The organism is Pseudoalteromonas sp. CuT4-3 (assembly GCF_035666335.1).
Lineage (GTDB): Bacteria > Pseudomonadota > Gammaproteobacteria > Enterobacterales > Alteromonadaceae > Pseudoalteromonas > Pseudoalteromonas atlantica.
In genome coordinates, this window is sequence record NZ_CP142030.1 from 370,657 (window position 1) to 391,241 (window position 20,585).

Annotated in this window: 15 protein-coding genes; 6 read left to right on the top strand and 9 right to left on the bottom strand. The window is 42.7% G+C overall.

Annotation, left to right across the window (positions count from 1 at the left end; genetic code table 11):
- Window positions 1-32: 32 nt before the first annotated feature.
- Both secA and VOI46_RS01665 read right to left on the bottom strand, forming a co-directional pair.
- Window positions 33-2,741: a preprotein translocase subunit SecA gene (secA, locus tag VOI46_RS01660; RefSeq protein ID WP_004589321.1), complete on the bottom strand. Its 2,709-nt coding sequence runs from the start codon at window positions 2,739-2,741 to the stop codon at window positions 33-35.
- Window positions 2,742-3,172: 431 nt separating this feature from the next.
- The gene (locus tag VOI46_RS01665) at window positions 3,173-5,200 is read right to left on the bottom strand and encodes a methyl-accepting chemotaxis protein (protein ID WP_029773386.1); all 2,028 of its coding nucleotides are present in this window, start codon (window positions 5,198-5,200) and stop codon (window positions 3,173-3,175) included.
- Window positions 5,201-5,316: 116 nt separating this feature from the next.
- Here VOI46_RS01665 and VOI46_RS01670 point away from each other — a divergent pair, with 116 nt between their 5' ends.
- Window positions 5,317-6,087 carry a hypothetical protein gene (locus tag VOI46_RS01670; RefSeq protein WP_004589323.1) on the top strand — a complete coding sequence of 257 codons (771 nt, stop codon included), beginning with the start codon at window positions 5,317-5,319 and terminating at the stop codon, window positions 6,085-6,087.
- On the opposite strand, the gene hutH is transcribed toward VOI46_RS01670, so the two are convergent.
- The 3 genes from hutH to hutC form a co-directional block, all read right to left on the bottom strand.
- Window positions 6,065-7,618 carry a histidine ammonia-lyase gene (gene hutH, locus VOI46_RS01675; RefSeq protein WP_004589324.1) on the bottom strand — a complete coding sequence of 518 codons (1,554 nt, stop codon included), beginning with the start codon at window positions 7,616-7,618 and terminating at the stop codon, window positions 6,065-6,067. The genes VOI46_RS01670 and hutH overlap by 23 nt on opposite strands.
- A gap of 2 nt (window positions 7,619-7,620) precedes the next feature.
- Window positions 7,621-9,294 carry a urocanate hydratase gene (gene hutU, locus VOI46_RS01680; protein WP_004589325.1) on the bottom strand — a complete coding sequence of 558 codons (1,674 nt, stop codon included), beginning with the start codon at window positions 9,292-9,294 and terminating at the stop codon, window positions 7,621-7,623.
- Window positions 9,295-9,361: 67 nt separating this feature from the next.
- Window positions 9,362-10,069 (bottom strand): histidine utilization repressor, encoded by a 708-nt coding sequence (hutC, locus tag VOI46_RS01685; protein ID WP_004589326.1) that lies wholly within the window; start codon window positions 10,067-10,069, stop codon window positions 9,362-9,364.
- A 111-nt stretch (window positions 10,070-10,180) separates the two neighbouring features.
- Between hutC and hutI the strand changes: the two genes are divergently transcribed.
- Both hutI and VOI46_RS01695 read left to right on the top strand, forming a co-directional pair.
- Entirely contained in the window at window positions 10,181-11,428 is a 1,248-nt protein-coding gene (hutI, locus tag VOI46_RS01690) for an imidazolonepropionase (RefSeq protein WP_004589327.1), read from the top strand.
- Between the two features lie 122 nt (window positions 11,429-11,550).
- Window positions 11,551-13,215: a bifunctional diguanylate cyclase/phosphodiesterase gene (locus VOI46_RS01695; protein ID WP_051063453.1), complete on the top strand. Its 1,665-nt coding sequence runs from the start codon at window positions 11,551-11,553 to the stop codon at window positions 13,213-13,215.
- A gap of 203 nt (window positions 13,216-13,418) precedes the next feature.
- Here VOI46_RS01695 and VOI46_RS01700 read toward each other — a convergent pair whose 3' ends face one another.
- Both VOI46_RS01700 and rraA read right to left on the bottom strand, forming a co-directional pair.
- The gene (locus tag VOI46_RS01700) at window positions 13,419-14,465 is read right to left on the bottom strand and encodes a formimidoylglutamase (RefSeq protein ID WP_004589329.1); all 1,047 of its coding nucleotides are present in this window, start codon (window positions 14,463-14,465) and stop codon (window positions 13,419-13,421) included.
- A gap of 77 nt (window positions 14,466-14,542) precedes the next feature.
- Window positions 14,543-15,040, bottom strand: a complete 498-nt coding sequence (rraA, locus tag VOI46_RS01705; protein ID WP_004589330.1) for a ribonuclease E activity regulator RraA — start codon at window positions 15,038-15,040, stop codon at window positions 14,543-14,545.
- Between the two features lie 202 nt (window positions 15,041-15,242).
- On the opposite strand from rraA, the gene VOI46_RS01710 reads away from it, so the two are divergent.
- The 3 genes from VOI46_RS01710 (at window position 15,243) to VOI46_RS01720 (ending at window position 18,786) form a co-directional block, all read left to right on the top strand.
- A complete protein-coding gene (locus VOI46_RS01710) occupies window positions 15,243-15,782 on the top strand; it encodes a phosphatase PAP2 family protein (RefSeq protein WP_004589331.1) in 540 nt (179 codons plus the stop codon).
- Complete coding sequence (locus tag VOI46_RS01715; protein WP_004589332.1) at window positions 15,779-16,816, top strand: MJ1255/VC2487 family glycosyltransferase; 1,038 nt, start codon at window positions 15,779-15,781, stop codon at window positions 16,814-16,816. Before VOI46_RS01710 ends, VOI46_RS01715 begins: the two co-directional genes overlap by 4 nt.
- 89 nt (window positions 16,817-16,905) lie before the next feature.
- Window positions 16,906-18,786, top strand: coding sequence for a methyl-accepting chemotaxis protein (locus VOI46_RS01720; RefSeq protein WP_004589333.1), 1,881 nt, complete (start codon window positions 16,906-16,908; stop codon window positions 18,784-18,786).
- Window positions 18,787-18,817: 31 nt separating this feature from the next.
- Here VOI46_RS01720 and VOI46_RS01725 read toward each other — a convergent pair whose 3' ends face one another.
- Window positions 18,818-19,192 carry a gamma-butyrobetaine hydroxylase-like domain-containing protein gene (locus tag VOI46_RS01725; protein ID WP_004589334.1) on the bottom strand — a complete coding sequence of 125 codons (375 nt, stop codon included), beginning with the start codon at window positions 19,190-19,192 and terminating at the stop codon, window positions 18,818-18,820.
- A 62-nt stretch (window positions 19,193-19,254) separates the two neighbouring features.
- Window positions 19,255-20,583 carry an HslU--HslV peptidase ATPase subunit gene (hslU, locus tag VOI46_RS01730; protein WP_004589335.1) on the bottom strand — a complete coding sequence of 443 codons (1,329 nt, stop codon included), beginning with the start codon at window positions 20,581-20,583 and terminating at the stop codon, window positions 19,255-19,257.
- Window positions 20,584-20,585 lie beyond the last annotated feature (2 nt).

Genomic DNA, 20,585 nt, shown 5'->3' on the forward strand with positions numbered 1-20,585 from the left:
AGCGTCGCTTTTTAATTACATACAATGCGTCGTTACTTTAATTTACCACAACATTGCTTAAACTTTTGTCCTGATCCACACGGACACGGATCGTTACGGCCAACTTTAGGCGCTGTTCTTGCCATTACAGTTGCGCTTTGAGGTGCTTCACCGCCTACATGTTCAGCTTCTTCGTGTTGGTACTCGCGAGGGGCATTTTCACTTTTACGGTGTTGCTCTTCTACTTTTTCAACATCTTCTTCGGCACGAACTTGTACTTTACTTAAAATGCCCACTACATCAACTTTTAAGTTTTCAAGCATTTCGGTGAATAGCTCAAACGACTCGCGCTTGTATTCTTGCTTAGGATTCTTTTGTGCATAGCCACGTAAGTGAATACCTTGGCGTAAATGATCCATTGCAGCAAGGTGATCTTTCCAGTGCTGATCAAGACTTTGAAGCATAATCGCTTTTTCAAACTGACGTAGTACAGAGTCGCCAACTTGCTCTTCTTTTTGCTTGTAAGCTTGCTCAACCGCTTGCTCAATACGCTCACGAAGTTTTTCTTCGTATAGTTTATTGTCATCTGCTAACCACTGCGTGATAGGCAGCTCAATCAGGAAGTCTTGTTTTAAGCGCTCTTCAAGGCCTGGTATATCCCACATTTCAGCAAGGCTTTGTGGTGCAATGTATTGATCAATAACACCGGCAAGTACATCACCACGGATTGCTGTAATGGTTTCTGAAATATCGCCTTCTTCAAGCAGCTCGTTACGTTGAGAGTAAACAACACGACGTTGATCGTTTGCTACATCATCGTACTCAAGTAATTGCTTACGTACATCAAAGTTACGTGCTTCTACTTTACGCTGAGCGTTTTCAATTGCGCGGTTAACCCAAGGGTGCTCAATGGCTTCGCCGCGTTGCATGCCTAGTTTACGCATCATGTTAGTCATGCGCTCGCCGGCAAATATACGCATTAACGCATCATCCATCGATAAGTAAAAACGGCTAGAGCCGGCATCACCCTGACGACCAGCACGGCCACGTAATTGGTTATCTATACGGCGCGATTCATGACGCTCAGTACCAATAATGTGTAAACCGCCAGCTTCAATTACTGCATCGTGGCGAATCTTCCACGCCGCTTTAATTTCAGCAATTTGCTCATCTGTTGGGTTTTCTAGTTTTTCAACTTCGCTGTTCCAGTTACCACCAAGCACAATATCGGTACCACGACCAGCCATGTTGGTTGCAATTGTTACAGTACCTGGTAAGCCTGCATCCGATACGATGTCAGCTTCTTGCGCGTGGAATTTAGCATTAAGTACGTTATGCTTAATTTTTTCTTTGCGTAAAAACTGCGATAAATACTCAGAGCTTTCAATCGAAATAGTACCTACAAGCACAGGCTGTCCGCGCTCTTGGCAATCTTTAATATCGGCTAAAATAGCTTCGTATTTTTCTTCTTGTGTTAGGTAAACTAAATCGGCGCGATCATCACGGATCATCGGCTTATTAGTTGGCATAACAACCGTGTCTAGGCCGTAAATAGATTGAAACTCAAATGCCTCAGTATCGGCTGTACCAGTCATACCGGCTAAGGTTTCGTATAAACGGAAGTAGTTTTGGAAAGTAATTGAAGCCAGTGTTTGGTTTTCGTTTTGAATTTTTACACCTTCTTTAGCTTCAACAGCTTGGTGTAAACCTTCAGACCAACGACGACCTTCCATTGAGCGCCCTGTGTGCTCATCGATAATAATGACTTCGTTTTCTTTAACAACGTAATCAACATCTTTTTGATAAAGCTTATGGGCACGAAGTGCTGCATACACGTGGCTCAGTAAGGTAATGCTTCCGGCAGAGTAAAGCGAGTCGCCTTCTTCAATTAAACCACGCTCAGTAAGTAGGTCTTCTACTTTAATTTGACCGCGCTCAGTTAAATGAACTTGCTTAGACTTTTCGTCAATTGTGTAATCGCCATCGCCTTCAATGCCTTCTTCGTCTTCTTTTTCTTGAAGCTCTAAAAGCGGCACAATTTTATTGATTTCGATGTATAGCTCAGAGCTATCTTCAGCTGGGCCTGAGATAATAAGTGGTGTACGCGCTTCATCAATTAAGATTGAATCCACTTCATCCACTACTGCATAAAACAATGGACGCTGTACGCGCTCATCAATGCTAAATGCCATGTTGTCACGAAGGTAGTCAAAACCAAATTCGTTATTTGTACCGTAGGTAATGTCAGCAGTATAAGCTTGCTTTTTCTGTTGTGGCATCATGCCTGGTACGTTACAGCCCACAGTTAGGCCTAAGAACTCAAATAACTCGCGGTTTGTTTCAGCATCACGTTTAGCAAGGTAGTCGTTCACGGTAATTACGTGCACGCCTTTGCCTGTTAAGCCATTTAAGTAGGCTGGAAGTGTGGCTGTTAGGGTTTTACCTTCACCGGTACGCATTTCTGCAATACGACCTTGATGTAAAACCATGCCGCCTAATAGCTGTACGTCAAAGTGACGCATGCCATTTACACGCTTTGACGCTTCGCGTACCACAGCAAATGCTTCTGGTAGAATGTCGTCAAGGCTTTGTCCGTTATCGTAACGTTCTCTAAACTCAGCTGTCTTAGCTCTTAAATCTTCATCAGAAAGCGCTTCTAATTGCGTTTCTAGCGCATTAATTAGCGCGACCGTCTTTCTTAGGTTTTTAATAGTGCGGTCATTGCGACTACCAAAAATCTTGGTAAATAAATTAGATATCATGATAAAACCGTTACAATGTATTCTTTGTTAACCGAGTGTCGGCTAACCCATTTTTTACAATTGGTAATTAATATGTACTTTTACATAACCTGTAGAACATATTAATTAGCAATTTTGTATTAAAGAGCCTCAAAGCACTGTTTAATACGTGTGCTACTATACCAGACTCTGCCAAACAACAAACTATCTCAACTAAAAGATGTGTATTAAAAACAGAAAAATTTGATCTGATGCGTAAAAACCACTTTAACTGATTTAATTACGCTAAAAAATAGCAGCAAGTTGTGAAGATATGGTGTTAAAAAATTTAAAAACAAGAGTGCTAGGGCATGCAGGCCTCGGGTGATTGAAATTCATTCAATCCACAAAGCTCAACACGCCCTAGATGGGTTAATTTTATACTTAGTTACCCACCTTATTACGCTGTGTATTTAAAGCTTAAACTGATTAACCGTTTTGTTTAAGGCAACAGCAAGGTCGCTTAAATCGCGCGCTTCATCTGCTAAAATGTGTGCGTGATCAGCGGTGCTGTTTACTAAGCCATTAATTGCTGCAAGGCTGGTATTAATATCCTCTGCGACAACGGTTTGTTGCTCAGTTGAAGTGGCAATTTGGTGGCTTTGGTCTTGCACTTTAGTTACCGACTGAGCAATGTTTTGTAATGAACTTAGCACTTCTTTTGTTTGCGATACTGAGCCTTCAGTTTGCTCTTGCCCTTGTAGCATCATTACCGACGCTTGTTGGGCAATTTGCTGTAAGCGAGAAATCATATTACGAATATCGTCTGTTGATTCTTGCGTACGGCTTGCCAGTGAACGTACTTCATCGGCAACTACCGCAAAACCACGGCCATGCTCACCTGCACGCGCAGCTTCAATGGCGGCATTTAGAGCAAGTAAGTTGGTTTGATCGGCAATGGAGTTAATTACATCCACCAATGCACCAATGTTATTACTTTCTTGCTCAAGTCCTGCTACCACTTTAGATGCTTCACCTATGTGTAGCGCAAGTTCGGTCATCACACGTTGTGCTTGAGTTGAGCGGTCAGCCCCTTCGGCAGTAATGGCTTGTACTTCTTCGGCGGCGCTGTTGGTATGCTGTGCGTTACGCGATATTTCAAGTACAGTGCTGGCCATTTCGGTTACGGCGGCACTTACGCTGTCTACTTGTTGTTTTTCTTGCTGTATTTCGGTGTTGGTTTGAGCAGACACGTTTTTAAGTTGCGCTGCGGCATTAGTCAACTGCTCAGCTTGTGCGGCTGTTTCTAGCATCATGGCGCGCAGCTTATCAATGAATGTATTCATGTGATTGGCAAGCTGGCCGACCTCATCCTGGCTGGTAATATTAATCTTTTGGGTTAAATCGCCTTCGCCCGATGCAATATCACGCATTATATTAGTTAAAGTGGTAATAGGCTGCGAGATCATGTGGGTTGCCCATAATATCATCGCTAAAATGATCACTAAAATAATCACCACTGCGGTGGTTGTGGTGGTAACCGCCTCATTAACGGGGGCTTCAATCATGCTGGTTGGGATCAGTATACCTACATACCAATCTAGATAAGGTTGCTCTAGTTGTAAGCGATGGTACACCACATAATACTCTTCTCCTTTTAAGGTCACCAATTGGCTGCCTTCGAGGTTATTACGCATTTGTGCGTTAAGCTCTGTAAAGCCTGAAGTATTATTAAACTGGCTTTCAAGGCCATCTAGCCCTTCTTTACCTTTAGGGCCTTCGTCGGTGTTAGACAGCTTATGGCCGGTAGCATTTGAAAAGTGTACAACCTTTTGATTGCCATCGAGTAAAAAGCCATAGCCTTGGCCGTTAAAGCGAATACCTTCAACCATATCGTTGATTTTATTAAGCTGTAAATCAACGCCGCCCATACCAATAAGTTTACGCTGTGCGTTGTATACCGGCTGTTGTACAACTGCTGAGGCAACCCCAGTGGTTAAATCGACCGATATAGGGCCTACGTAAAGTTTATTAATTTGCAGGGCTTCTTGCCACCAACCACGTTTATAGGCGTAGTAAGGTTGGCCATTGTAATGGCTGGTACGCTCGTTTTCTTTAAAGTATTCACCGGTGGTTGCTGATGCGAAAAACGCCGACAGTACATTTTCGTCATTTGAGCTAATGCGTACAAAGTCTTGATTAACTTCGTTGTAGCCGGGGGCATTTTTAATCGGCTGATCGCGAGTATCCCAATTTTCAAAAAAATTAACTAAATGCGGGTTATTAACAAACGTAGAAACCAGCTTGCCATACTTTGCAAAGTAGCTTTGCATTGAAAGTTGTTCGCTTTGTAGGTAGCTTTGAGCTTCGCGCTCAATGTTTACTCTGGAAAGGTTAGCGATGTGATTTACAAAAAATGTTGAAGCAATAATTAGCAAAATGGTGATGGTGCCACCAATCAATAATAATATTTTCTTCCGTAATGATAAATTATTTAGCATAAGTGCACGTATTATTGTTTTTTAGTAGGTTGTATCTAATCATATCTTACTTTAAATCTCTATGAAGTTAGATAAAAAGCACTAATTATGCGTTTAAAATGAAGGGTTATGCAAAAATGGAAACAAAAGCTAATAAATTAGTAGTATTAGGCGCAGGCTGGTTGGGTCATACTTTGTGCCTACAAGCTAAACAGGCGGGTTGGCAGGTACAAGGTACGCATAGAAGTGATGAGCACACAGACGATTTTCAGCGTCAATTTGTACTGATTGATGGGCAACTAATACACCAAATAGATTTACACGACGCTTACTGGGTGTGTGCAATCCCCCCACGAAGCAGACACAGTGAAAGTAACTACCCAGAAACACTAAGCGCTGCACTTTCACTTTCTAAACAATTAAATGCAAAGGGCTTTATTTTGTGCTCATCTACCGGTGTGTACGACCAAGAGCCAGGTGTTTACACTGAAAGCAGTGAAATAAGTTGTACCAATGAGCGACAAATAAAACTATACGATGGCGAAGAAAAGGTGCTTGAGCAAGATGGTAAAGTTCTGCGTTTAGCAGGGTTATTAGGACCTAACCGCGAGCCGGGGCGCTTTGTTGCTGGGAAAGAATTAAATTCATCGAGCCAGCAGGTGGTTAATATGGTGCATCAACAAGATGTGATAAACGCCATTTTTGCGGTAATAGAAAACTATAACTCGGGGCAAAATATTTACAACGTGGTAAATCCATCGCACCCAACTAAAGCGAATTATTATGCACAAAAGTGTGCAGAGCATGGCGGCGAAATGCCAACCTTTACCAGTAATGAAAGTGCTGAGCGCAAAGTACTTGGCTCAGCAATTGAAGCGTTAGGTTTTAGCTATCAGCATGGAATTTAAAATACGATGGTAGTGGGTTGTGGTGAATAAAGTCGCACAATGCCCCTTGTGCTAAAAGTGTATTGGTTGCGTCTATATCGGGGGCAAAGTAGCGGTCTTTATCGTAGTAACTTACATGCTCGCGCAGCAGAGCTTTTGCTTTTTCTACTTGTGGTGAAGGTTTAAGTGGGGCTCTAAACTCAAGCCCTTGAGCAGCTCCAAGCCATTCAATTGCTAATACCCCGCGGGTGTTATTGGCCATTTCCTTTAAGCGCCTTGCTGCAAAGGTTGCCATAGAGACATGATCTTCTTGATTTGCTGATGTTGGCAAGCTGTCTACCGAGGCGGGGTGCGCAAGCGATTTGTTCTCGGAGGCAAGCGCAGCTGCGGTTACTTGGGCAATCATAAAACCTGAGTTAACTCCGCCGTTTTCAACTAAAAAAGGTGGCAGTGTAGAGAGGTTTGAATCAATAAGTAGCGCGATTCTTCGCTCTGCCAGCGCGCCTATTTCGGCAATCGCAATAGCTAAGTTATCAGCTGCCATAGCAACGGGCTCTGCATGAAAGTTACCACCGGATATAATATCGCCCACATCGGCAAATACTAGTGGGTTGTCGGTAACGCCGTTTGATTCACATAACAACACATCTGCGGCGTGGCGAATTTGTGTTAAACACGCGCCGAGTACCTGAGGTTGGCAGCGAAGGCAGTAAGGGTCTTGTACTTTTTCGCAGTTTACGTGAGATTGGCTAATTTGTGATTCAGTACTAAGTAGCTCTCTAAATACACTGGCCGTATCAATTTGGCCGCGTTGCCCCCGTATTTCGTGAATGCGTGCATCAAAGGGCGCGCGGCTGCCCATTGCAGCTTCTATGCTAATAGAGCCTATAACACAGCTTTGTGCATATAAATCCTCTGCTTTGAAAAGCCCTTGTAACGCAAACGCGGTAGAGGCTTGTGTACCATTTAACAGTGCCAGTCCTTCTTTTGCGCCTAATGTAATAGGTGAAAGATTGGCAATTTTCAGCCCTTGCTCTGCACTTATAATTTCACCTTTGTGGCGCATTTTGCCTTCACCTAATAGTGGAAGGCACATATGAGCAAGAGGCGCTAAATCGCCCGAAGCACCCACAGACCCTTTTTGTGGTACGCACGGGTACACTTCACTGCACAGTAGTTGCATAAAAAATGCGATCACCTCTAGGCGTATCCCAGAGTAGCCCCGAGACAAAGAGTTTACTTTTAAGGTCATCATTAGTCTTACAGTGCTGTCGTCCATGAACTCCCCAATACCGGCAGCATGCGAAAGCACAATACTGCGCTGCAGTAGCTCAAGCTCGTCATCTGCTATTTTTGTATTGGCTAATAAGCCAAAGCCGGTGTTAATACCGTACACCGTTTGGCGTTTGTTTATTACGTTTTGAACAGTTTGTGCGCTGGCCGCTATTTGTGTACTGGCGCCATCGACTAAGTTAAGTGTGACAGCTGAGTCATTAATTTTTCTTAGGGTGCTTAAGTCTAACTGCCCTGGTGTGAGAGTGTGTGAAATCATGACTATTCCTTGTTTAGCATAGGGAGATCTAGGTGGTGCTCTTGCGCGCAATTTTTTGCAATATCGTAGCCTGCATCAGCATGGCGCATAACGCCGGTAGCAGGGTCGTTCCAAAGCACACGAGCTATGCGTTGCGCAGCTTGTTCACTACCATCTGCAACAATAACCACGCCTGCGTGCTGGCTAAAGCCCATGCCCACTCCGCCGCCATGGTGCAGCGACACCCACGTTGCGCCACCCGCAGTATTAAGCAAAGCATTAAGTAACGGCCAATCAGAAACGGCGTCAGAACCATCTTGCATACTTTCGGTTTCACGGTTGGGGCTTGCTACAGAGCCAGAGTCGAGATGATCGCGACCAATTACAACCGGCGCTTTAAGCTCGCCATTTTTAACCATGTCGTTAAAGGCCAGTGCAAGGCGGGCTCGGTTTTTTAAACCAACCCAGCATATACGCGCTGGCAAACCCTGAAATTGAATGCGCTCACGCGCCATATCAAGCCAGTTATGTAAGTGAGTATCTTCTGCGATAAGCTCTTTCACTTTTGCATCGGTTTTATAAATGTCTTCGGGGTCGCCTGAAAGCGCAACCCATCTAAATGGGCCAATTCCTTCACAAAATAACGGACGGATATAAGCAGGCACAAAGCCCGGAAAATCAAACGCGTTAGTAACGCCTTCTTCAAATGCCATTTGGCGAATGTTATTGCCATAGTCGGTAGTGGCAGTACCGGCTTTTTGAAGTGCTAGCATGGCGTTTACTTGCACTGCCATAGATTGTTTAGCGGCTTTAACCACTGCCTGTGGGTTTTGTTCACGCATTTTTGCTGCGTGTTGCATGCTCCAACCTTGCGGTAGGTAGCCGTTGAGTGGGTCGTGCGCTGAGGTTTGGTCGGTCACTATATCAGGGGTAATATTGCTGTTTGCCAGTGCAGTAAAAATATCGGCAGCATTACCTAATAAGCCTACCGATAATGCCTTACCTTTAATGCAAGCATCGGTAACTAGCTCAAGCGCGTGCTCAAGTGTCTTGGCTTTTACATCAACGTAGCCGGTTTTAATTCGAAAATCGATACGGGTTTCGTCGCATTCCACAACTAATGCGCTAAAACCTGCCATCGTCGCGGCGAGTGGTTGTGCGCCTCCCATACCGCCAAGGCCTGCTGTTAAAACCCATTTACCTTTTGCATTACCGCCAAAGTGTTGTTTTGCCATTGCTACAAAGGTTTCGTAAGTGCCTTGCACTATGCCTTGTGAGCCAATATAAATCCAAGAGCCCGCGGTCATTTGCCCATACATCATTAAGCCTTTTTTATCGAGCTCATTAAAGTGCTCCCAATTTGCCCAATGTGGCACCAGGTTAGAATTAGCAATGAGAACGCGCGGCGCGTTTTCGTGGGTTTTAAATACGCCCACGGGCTTACCCGATTGCACAAGCAGGGTTTCGTCGTTTTCGAGCCTATCAAGGGTTTCAATTATTTTATCAAAGCTTGGCCAGTCTCTTGCCGCACGGCCAATACCGCCATATACCACTAACGCGTGAGGGTGCTCTGCCACATCAGGGTCTAAATTGTTCATTAACATGCGTTTAGCGGCTTCTGTTTGCCAACTTTTAGCGCTAATTTTATCGCCATGAGGCGCGCGGATTTCTCGGTGTGTGTCTAGCCGGTTGTTCATGAATTTCTCCTGTTGTATATACAAGATGGTCAGCTACAAAAAAACGCCCTTGAGCGTTACGTTGTTATTATTTTTTAAATGTTAAGTGCCCGCCCAAACGGTATTTACTGCCCGGTGATACTAAGCGAGCAAAGCTCACTATGCCTTTTGTAGACCAAGTACGACGAATAACCTGTAAGCAGGGTTCTTCGTTATACAGGTTAAGCCATTGGCACATTTGCGAGTTGGGCATAACCGCTTCCACTGTGTGGCGCGCTTGTGTGAGCGGCGCTACGCTCGATAAGTATTCATGCGGGGTGAGGGCGCTAAAGTCTTGTTGTAAATAACCCGCGGCTAAAGCTGGGTTTACAAATCGCTCTTCTACTTGCAGTGGTTTGTCGTTCTCATTGTGTACAAGCACACTGCGATACACCACGCTATCTACTTCAACGCCAAGCGCAATGGCTATGGGTGCTACCGCATTGATTGATTCAAGCACTTGCACACTACAGCTGTATTGCCCGTTACGTTCTGTTACTTCATCGGCTATGTTTTTAATTTCAAGTAGTGAAGACTGCGATTTAAAACTGGCTACAAACGTACCTAACCCTTGGCTGCGCGTTAAAATACCGGCATCTGTTAATTCGCTCAGTGCACGTCGTGCGGTCATACGGCTTACAGAAAATTGGCTGCTAAGCTCGTTTTCTGAAGGGACACGTTGGTTTTCTTGCCATGCGCCATTTTTTATTTTATCGACAATAAATTGTTTAATTTGTGCAAATTTAGGTGTGGTCATTACTATTATTAGCTGTACTTAAAATAAACTATTTAATAAAGATGGCATAATTATCTTGTATATACAAGGTGTATTGTTAGACTGTATTTTAAGCACGTTAGGGAGCTAAGTATGCAAAATAAAACAACGGGTTACGCCTTGGAAGATCTCGACTTATTATTGACTGATGCCAACATAGCAACCATGGATAGCACAATTGATGCACCTTATGGGGCTATAAAAAATGCGGCACTGGCGATTAAAAACGGCGAAATTGTATGGTTAGGTGAGCAATCAAACTTACCCAGTTTTGATGCCTTTGCTACCCCTACATTAAGTATTAAAGGGCAATGGTTAACGCCTGGGCTTATTGATTGCCATACACATTTAATATTTGCAGGCTCCCGAGCTGAGGAATTTGAGCAGCGCTTACAAGGTGTAAGCTATGAACAAATAGCTGCACAAGGTGGCGGTATAGCCAGTACCGTTAAGGCCACTCGCGCGGCAGATCATGAGCAGTTATTTGTTGATGCAAAAGATCGCTTAAACACTTTACTTGCCGAGGGCGTAACGACTGCTGAGATAAAGTCGGGATACGGGCTTGATGTTGAAAACGAAATAAAAATTTTAGAAGTGGCGCGTTTGCTTAATGAGCATCATCCTATTGATATTAAAACCACGTTTTTAGGTGCACATGCGCTACCCCCTGAATACAAAGGCCGTGCAGATGAATTCATTGATTTAGTATGTACGCAGATGCTTGAGCAGGTAGTGGCTAATAACCTTGCCGATGCTGTGGATGTATTTTGTGAAAATGTAGGCTTTAGTCTTGTACAAACAAAACAAGTGTTTGATGCAGCTACAAAACATAACTTGCCGGTAAAATGCCATGCTGAGCAGCTTTCTAATCAGCAGGGCGCACAGCTGGTGGCTGAGTATAAAGGCCTTTCAGCTGATCATATTGAGTACCTTGATGAAAACGGCGTAAAAGCCATGGCAGAGGCTGGCACTGTGGCTGTTTTATTACCTGGGGCTTTTTATTTTTTACGAGAAACACAGCTCCCTCCCATCGATTTGCTGCAAAAATACAATGTGCCTATTGCTATTGCCAGTGACTTTAACCCAGGAACCTCGCCTTTATGTTCTGTGCAATTAATGATGAACATGGCATGTACTTTATTTAGGCTCACCCCTGAGCAGGCCCTTGCGGGAGTAACCCGCAATGCAGCGCAGGCACTAGGTTTAAAAGACAGAGGCGTGCTAAAGGTTGGAGCAAGGGCTGATATTGCGCACTGGCAAATAGGTCACCCTGCACAATTAAGTTACCAATTTGGCGTAAATAAACTGTTAAATCTATGGATTTTGGGTAGAATTAATTAGTTTGTATTATTTTTGTCCATATTTAACATGCTTTTATTAAATTTTATAGCTAGTGGAGTGGCGTAAGCTTGAGTATTTTGACTGACAGTAACTTTCCAATATTTTTTAGCGGCGCGCTGTTAATGGCGATGGTCGCTACGTTATTTGCGGTTAAAAATACCAGTATTAAATTTAGTTACTTATGTACAGGCGTTGTCGGTTTAGCCATTTTAAGTAGCGGGGCTGCTTGGTTAGCAATCTTGCTCGCTTTTGGTTTTTGCTTTCATTTATGGCAAGCGTTTGAGCGTAATAGTTGGAGCATGATTATCACAAGCGCCGTTTCAGGGTTGCTATTTGTGGTGTTGTTTTCAGCGCATTTACTCATGGACGTGCCCCTATTTTGGGTGGTGGTGGCTATTATTCTGCTAGCGGTTGTAGGACTAATGAGCGAGGAAGAAGAGCTCAAAGTTGAAGATTCGCATAACATTAATGAGCCTGAGCCGTACCAAGATGACTCTCCTCTTGCTGCATTTGCAGATAAACAGCAGTTACGCCAAGGTTATTACAGCTGGTGTAAAGAAAAACAGCTAGAAGCAGCACTGGTGATTGTTCGTCTAGAAGGGTTTGAGCAAGTTAATCAGCACATAGGCAGAGATTTTGGTGATTTGTTGTTGGCACAATCAGCCAACAGAATAAAAGACTTACTAAATAACGACAATGTGATTGATTTAGGTAGCCAAGAAAAATTGGCGCATTTAGGCGGTCTTAACTTTGCCTTTATTTGCAGCTTAGCTGTGCACAAACATAGCCATGAACACATCATTGAGCAAATTATTGGCGCAACACTTAAACCGTTTAACGTCGCTAATTGTACCGTAGAGGTAAAAGCAAGGGCGAGTTACGTTAATTGCGATGAGCAAGACGCTAACTTTGATAACTTAGTATCGTGTGCTTACTTAGCCCTTGACAGTCAGCCTAAAAAAGCAGTGGTTGTGTACCATCAACAAATGATGGTTGAGCAACTTGAGCAGCAAGCCCGTTTAAAAGAGCTGGCTAATATTGATTTTGTAAGCGAGCTTGAACTTTATTTTCAGCCTATTATCCGCAATGACGACGGCAAAATTGAGTTTTTAGAACTTCTGTTGCGTTGGCAGCACCCTCAACAAGGTATTTTATCTGCCCACCGATTTATTGATGATATTCATATTGCGGGTTTAGCTTACCCACTGGCTAAATTTGTTATAGAGCGGGCCGCAGAGCTTGCCATGGCGTTGCGTATAGAGGGAATTGCTATACCGCTGAGCATTAACTTATTTGGCCCCGAAATGCTTAACGAAGAGTTTGTTGAGTTTGTAGATAGTGTGGTGAGTGAGCACAACTTACAGCACGGAGATTTAATTGTTGAATGCCCGCTGCATATATTCACAGATTTAGATAATAAGGGCCGTGCGATGATTGCCCGATTAAATAATATAGGCTTAAAAATATGCGTTGATGGGTTAGGCGATAACCCCATTGTTCTTTCTAAGCTGCCAAATCTAGCTGTTGAATACATTAAGGTAGCGCCATCGCTTACTGCAGATTTTAGCAATCAAAATAATATACGCAGCCTAGTAGGCGGTATGGTTGAAATGCATAACCAACAAAATACCAAGGTTATTTTTGAGGGCGTTGAAACCTTAGACCAATTAAAGTTTGTAAAAAGTTTAAAAGCGCACGCAGCACAAGGTTATTATTTTGGCCACCCGTTAAGCAGCATTGGCTTAATGAGTTGGCTAAAGCAGTGGCAGGCCCACCAAACACAATAAGTTATGCCCAGCTGCAATAATTATTTTGTAAGGAAAATTCTGCAATTAGCTGCGATAAGATTACTCACTTATGAGCGTATAGCGTGCAAAAGTGAGTTATACACCTGCCAATAGTAAGCTCAATTAACTCACCATTATTAGCTAAGCCAGTAAGGCAATTTGGTGGCCTTAAAAAATGCAGCGATTAATTAAGCTAATTACAATTAACACTTTTTTGCATGTAAGTAGGCATTAACTAATGCACTAATAATTTGCCCACAGCTTTGCATACCTGCTGTTAACCCAGCAGGGTGATTTAGCGGTGCAGCTTCACACAAATGTAGGTAGCGGGCAGTGCTGTGTTTTGCTGTTAAATAAACATAATGCTCAGCATCACTAACGCTAAAGCCGCAGCATGTATACGCGCTGGCCGGTAAAAATGAAATACTGTCTAAGTCGAGTTCAATACCAAGTGGCGCATTATTAAACGCTGCTAAGGCGTGTTGTACGGCATTGGTTAGTGATATTTCTCGGCGTATATTAATAGCCTGATAGCTGTGAAAACTACATTGATTTTGCGCGATTAAGTCAAAAATGGCTTGGTTATTTTTTTGCTCATGCAGGCCAATAATATGATATTGCTGCAATGCATTGTTCCTCAAAGCATAGCTAAAACCATTGCCGCTGTGGCGACCTTCGCAAGGCCGTAAATCTGCATGGGGATCAAAATTTATAGCGTTAACTGAAGCCCCGCTATGTTTGCTTAAAGCACTGAGTATGCCAAAGCTATTATTGTGCCCACCGCCGATAATAATAGGCTCAAGGCCCGCATTAAATATAAGTGTTAATACTGCCTCTACTCGCTCATCTATTGTTGCGCATAGTTTACGTAGTTGAGCCAGCTCTTCAGCATGCTGGTTATTTAAGCCTTGGGCTTGCACCATTACATCATCAACGTCAATTTCGCCTAACAGCAATACCTGCTGGGTCGCGTTAAACTGGTTAACTGGTTGGTTCAAAAAGTATTGTAAAAAAGCGGGCCAAGCTTGATGTGAGCCGCCATTGCCTAAATTAGCGCGAGGGCCTATATCTTCACATATACCAATTAATACGTAGCGAATACCAAATTGCGCTGCATCGTTAAGGGCTTGTTGTACATTTACATGGGTGTCTAATAGGGCAACAGACTGCCAGGTTTTTGTTTCGTTAACGCGTGTGGAGCAGTAGGGTTTAACGGCGTTTTCATCATACACTTTTAAGGTAGGGTGCACTGTGTTGAATCCGTATTGAGCAGCAAAAATTATTCGTGGTGGCGTAAGCAGTGCTCTGTTGAGCACTGCTTGTTACTTTATTCTTCGATAACTTCTAGTTCAAGTTCTTCTGCTGATAATACAATGCCAGTACTATCTGCATAGATAAAATCGTCATCAAAAAACGACACACCGGCAAAGTTAACACCAATGCCATCTTCACCAGCGCCTTCGCTGTCGGCGGCAACAGGAATAGATGCAATCGCTTGGATACCTAAATCAATTTCTTCTAACTCATCTACATGACGCACAGCACCAAATACAATAATGCCGTTCCAGTTGTTATCAAGCGCAAGCTCTGCAAGTTCAATGTCGATAAGGGCGCGTCGTGTTGAGCCACCACCATCGATAAGTAGTACTTGATCAGTACCGTCTTGTGAGAGTATTTCACGGATCAGTTCATTATTTTCAAAACATTTAACCGTTTTAATTCGGCCGCCAAACGTGTGTCGACCACCAAAGTTGATGAACATCGGTTCAAGCACGTCAACCACATCGGCAAAAAAGTCACATAAGTCAGAAGTGCTGTAATCCATTATTTTATCCTCAAAGGGTACATAAGTTACCCTCAGTATACCCTCCTTATATGCAATAACAACGACTTAATAGCAGTAAATTTATTCAAAAAATGCCGAAATTAGAAATGGCAACAATAGTGTCTTAAAAGCGTCACTCAATTGTTATTTTCTGCCACTAAGCTTTAACTATGGTTATATATTGTGCAGCTAAGGGTAAATAATGAACGACAATAACGTGCTTAAAAAAATGGCTCAAATGGATGAACAACTCTTTTTAACGCTGTTTAATTATAATTCACCCAAATGGCTGAAAACGGCTGCGCTTGGTTTATCTAAAAGTGGTAATGGTGGTTTATATTTACTTATGTGTGGCGCCATTTGGTGGCTAAGTGCCAATGAGCAGCATCAGTTATTGCCAATATCGGTGTTACTGGGGTTTGCAATTGAAAGGCCTATTTATTTTTTAGCAAAACGTAGCTTCGGCCGAATCCGCCCCTGTGATTGCTTAGTCAGTAATGCGTATATAGTGCCTAGTGACAAATTTAGTTTGCCTTCGGGACACAGTGCAGCAGCATTTTTAGTTGCGGTAATATTGAGTCACTTTTTTGCAGAGTATACGTGGCTTTGGTTTAGTTGGGCATCGGGGGTGGCGGTTTCTCGCGTAGTATTAGGCGTACATTTTCCGGCAGATATAATAATAGGCGCCGTTATTGGCAGTTCATGCGGTTTATTTGCGCTAGCTTTGGTGGTGCCTGTATGAAGATATTATACGGCATACAAGGCACAGGTAATGGCCACATTACGCGCGCCCGTGTTATGGCAAGTTGTTTTAAAGAGTTAGGTATAGATGTAGATTACGTTTTTTCAGGACGCCCTGAAAAAGACTACTTTGATATGCAGGACTTTGCTGATTACAAAACCTTTCGGGGTTTATCGTTTAGCACTAAAAACGGCCAAGTAAAAAGCTATCAAACATTAAAAAATGCCCGAGTGTGTAAGTTAGTTAACGATATAAAATCATTTAATGTAAAAAAATACGATTTTGTCTTAAATGACTTTGAGCCTATTTCAGCTTGGGCAGCAAAGCGCGCAGGCGTGCCTGTAGTCGGTATTAGTCACCAGGCGGCTTTTTTATCTAATAGCGTGCCTATGTTTGGCCGTGGTTTATTTAGAAAATCTCTCATTAAGCACTACGCGCCAGCAAGCACCTATTTAGGCGTACATTGGCAGCCCTTTGCAGATAATATTATACCGCCCTTTATTGCAAACCATAACCATGGCAATCCTGTCGCCGTTATGAATAAAGTGCTGGTGTATTTACCCTTTGAGAACCTCGACAACATTATTGATTATTTAAAGGACTTCCCAGAAAAAGAGTTTTACTGTTACCACCCGCATGCGCAGGATAAATCCCTCGGGCATATTCATTTGCGCACTCCTTCACGAGCGGGGTTTTTAAACGACTTAGCAAATACCAGTGGCGTAATTGGTAATGCAGGCTTTGAGCTGGCAAGTGAGGCCTTAAAGCTTGGGAAAAAATTATTACTTAAACCTCTTGATGGTCAGTTTGAACAAGATGCAAATGCACAAACATTGCGGGCGATGAAAATGGCCCATGTAATGAATTATTTAAACCCGCAAGCGCTGGATGATTGGAATAGTGCCCCGCAAAACAAACAAATTAATTTTCCCAGTGATCCTGCCCCTTTGGTTAAATGGCTACTTAATAAACAGTGGCATGACACTCACTCATTGCATAAAGATTTATGGGGGAGTGTTAATCTAAAAGCATGAGTTATATGTATAAAAAGTTAATAAAAAATTCAATATAAAGCGCCAGAACGTACTACACTATTAGTGCATATTAAATATAGGTGTTTTCAATGAATTTTTTACAAAACTTAACCATTAAAAGGCGTTTGCAACTTAATGCAGTGGTAGTCGGTCTGGCAATGGTCATTTTGTTGTGTGTGATAATTTATGAGTCACGCGTAACACTCAATCTGAATAAAACAATTCAGCTTGCAGAAGAGCTCAACGTACATGCACTAGAGCTTAGAAAGCATGAAAAAAACTTTCTTTTTTACAAGCAGCAGGAAGCACTTACATCATTTGATAAGGATTTTAAACAGCTAAGCACTAAAATCAAAAAGCTGCAGGAGGTAATGCAACAGCAGGGCATTACCACAGCGCAAATTGAGCATTTTCATACGCTTATTACTAACTACAACAACAATTTTTCAGAGGTTGTTAGGTTACAGCAGCAGATAGGTTTAAACCCTAAAGATGGGTTGTATGGCAAGCTCAGAACTGCAGTGCACGAAGTTGAGGTGCTATTAAAAGAGCAAGATAACTTTGAGCTTTTATCGGCAATGCTACAGCTGCGACGCGCTGAGAAAGATTTTATGCTGCGCTTTGATGCAAAATACTTAACTCGCTTTAACGAACTTATTAGTACGTTTAAACAAAAAATTACCCAAGCTGATTTGCAAAGTAGTTATAAGTCGCAAATAAGCCCTTTAATAGATACGTATCAAAGTGCTTTTCAAAATCTTGTAAAGGCACAAACGCAGTTAGGGCTCGATTTAGACTCTGGTGCACTAGGCGTTATGCGTATTAACGTAGAAAAAAGCGATCAGGTTGTTGGTCAAATTGTTGAGTCAACCAAGCTGGAAGTTGAGAAAAGCGTTGACCAAGCGCAGTTTATTGCCATCGTTGTATTTGTTATTTCGGGCATTATAGTGTTGGCGCTGGTGTACTTTACTAGCCACTCGATTATTGTGCCTATTGAGCGGGTATATCACACCATAAACGACATACGCCGTAATAACGATTTAAGCGTAATGATAGAACAAACAGGTAATGATGAAGTTACCATTATGACCTCGGACTTTAATAGTTTAATAGGCGATTTTAAAAACCTCATAAACGAAGTGAATACCGCGCTTAATACGTTAAATGTTGCAACAGAGCACTTATCTGAAAGTACTTCTGCAACAAGTTCAGGCATGCAAGAGCAGTTACACGAAGCGGATATGGTTGCCACTGCGGCTACGCAAATGCAGGCAACGATTCAAGATATTTCTCATAATACCGAAGCTGCCGCTAAAAAAGCAGAGTCAACCAACTTAAGCGCGCAGCAAGGGCGCAATGAAGTAGACTCTACGGTTAAGCACATACGCGATTTATCTTCGTCGTTAGGTAACGCATCAAGTGTGGTATCGCAACTTGAAAAAGACGGTGAAACCATAGGCTCAGTGCTCGATGTAATCAGAGGCATTGCAGAGCAAACCAATTTACTCGCATTGAATGCCGCGATAGAAGCCGCTCGTGCTGGGGAGCAAGGGCGAGGATTTGCTGTTGTGGCGGATGAAGTACGCTCGCTTGCGCAACGTACACAAGAGTCTACCAGTGAAATTGAAGGCATTATTAATACGCTTCAGCAGCGCACGCAAGAGGTAGTAAGTATTATGCATCAATGTCGCTCGCAAGGTGATGAAAGTGCTTCACAAGCTATTAAAGCGGGTGATTTACTCGGCGCTATTACCGAAGATGTGCAAACCATAATGGAAATGAGCACTCAAATTGCCGTTGCTATTGATGAGCAAAGTCAGGTGGCATCAGAGGTGAACAAAAATGTAGTACGCATTAGAGACATTGCCCAAGATGCCTCTGAGCATGCAGTTAATAATGCGCAAACCAGTGAAGAAGTCTCTGAACAAGCGCGCGTATTATTTGCGGCTATTGATAAGTTTAAAGTGTAATACAGTGTAGCGTTTAAAAAGCCAATAAGGTTTAGGGAACAAACTTTATTGGTACGCTATCTTTGTTTTGTTCGTGCTCGGCAAGACGCGCTTGGTATTTATCCCACAAGGTTTCGTGCTGCGCTTGTAGTGTTTCAAAGTAGCTCCAGCTAAATAGCCCGCTGTTATGACCATCATCAAAGTCTAATCTCAGTGCGTAATGCCCCACCGGTACAATCTTTTTTATACCAACATGTTGTTTATTAAGTACCAACTTCATTGGCTCTGCACCATGCCCTTGCACTTCGGCCGAGGGAGAGTGAACGCGTAAAAACTCGCAGCTAAATACAGCCATACTGTCATCATCAAAGTAAACATCTAGGTTTTTACTCACGCTATGATAATGCACTTTTGTTACGTGTTTCATTTTATATGTCCCATTAAAAAGCCCCCAATATGGAGGCTTTTAGTATAGTATTTTTGCCTACCTTATAAAATAAAGCGGCTTAAATCTTCATCTTCAACTAATGCGCCTAAATGTTTTTCTACATAAGCGGCGTCAATAGTAAGGGTAGAGCCAGCTTGTTCAGATGCATCGTATGAAATTTCTTCCATTAGCTTTTCCATTACCGTATGTAAGCGACGAGCACCAATGTTTTCGGTTTTCTCGTTAACCTGCCAAGCGGCTTTAGCAATGCGCTCTATTGCATCATCGTTAAACTCAACATTTACTTGCTCAGTTTTAAGCAGTTCACGTTGCTGCTCAGTAAGTGAAGCATGTGGCTCGGTAAGAATTCGTTTAAAGTCATTAGCACTTAGTGCTTCAAGCTCTACACGAATAGGTAAACGACCTTGTAGCTCAGGGATCATGTCTGATGGTTTAGCCATTTGGAACGCACCCGATGCAATAAATAGCATGTGGTCGGTTTTCACCATGCCGTGCTTAGTATTAACGGTTGAGCCTTCAATTAGTGGAAGTAGGTCGCGTTGTACACCTTCACGGCTAACATCTGGGCCTGACGAATCGCCACGCTTACAAATTTTGTCTATTTCATCAATAAACACAATGCCGTTTTGCTCTACTGCAAAAATAGCCTGCTCTTTTAGCTCTTCAGGATTAACTAATTTAGCGGCTTCTTCTTCGGTTAATAACTTAAAAGCTTCTTTAATTTTTAACTTACGCTTAGTACGTTTGTCGCCACCCATGTTTTGGAACATGCTTTGCAGCTGGTTGGTCATATCTTCCATACCAGGAGGCGCCATAATCTCTACATTTGGCTGTGCTTGCGCTAGATCTATTTCTATTTCTTTATCATCAAGCTGGCCTTCGCGTAATTTTTTACGGAATGTTTGACGAGTAGATGAGTTGTCATCGCGCTGTGTTTCACCGTATTGATCTTTAGCTGGTGGTAAAAGTGCATCTAAAATACGCTCTTCTGCTGCTTCTTCTGCGCGGTGTTTAAACTTTTTAGTTTGTTGCTCGCGGGTCATTTTAATTGATACATCAACTAAATCGCGAATGATAGTCTCTACTTCTTTACCAACATAACCCACTTCAGTAAATTTAGTCGCCTCTACTTTAATAAAAGGCGCATTAGCGAGTTTAGCTAAACGGCGGGCAATTTCAGTTTTACCGACACCGGTTGGGCCAATCATTAAAATGTTTTTAGGGGTTACTTCGCTGCGTAAGTCATCGTTTAGTTGCATACGGCGCCAGCGATTACGCAGGGCAATAGCCACGGCTTTTTTAGCATTAGCTTGACCAATAATATGCTGATCTAACTCGTGTACAATTTCTCTTGGGGTCATAGCAGACATAA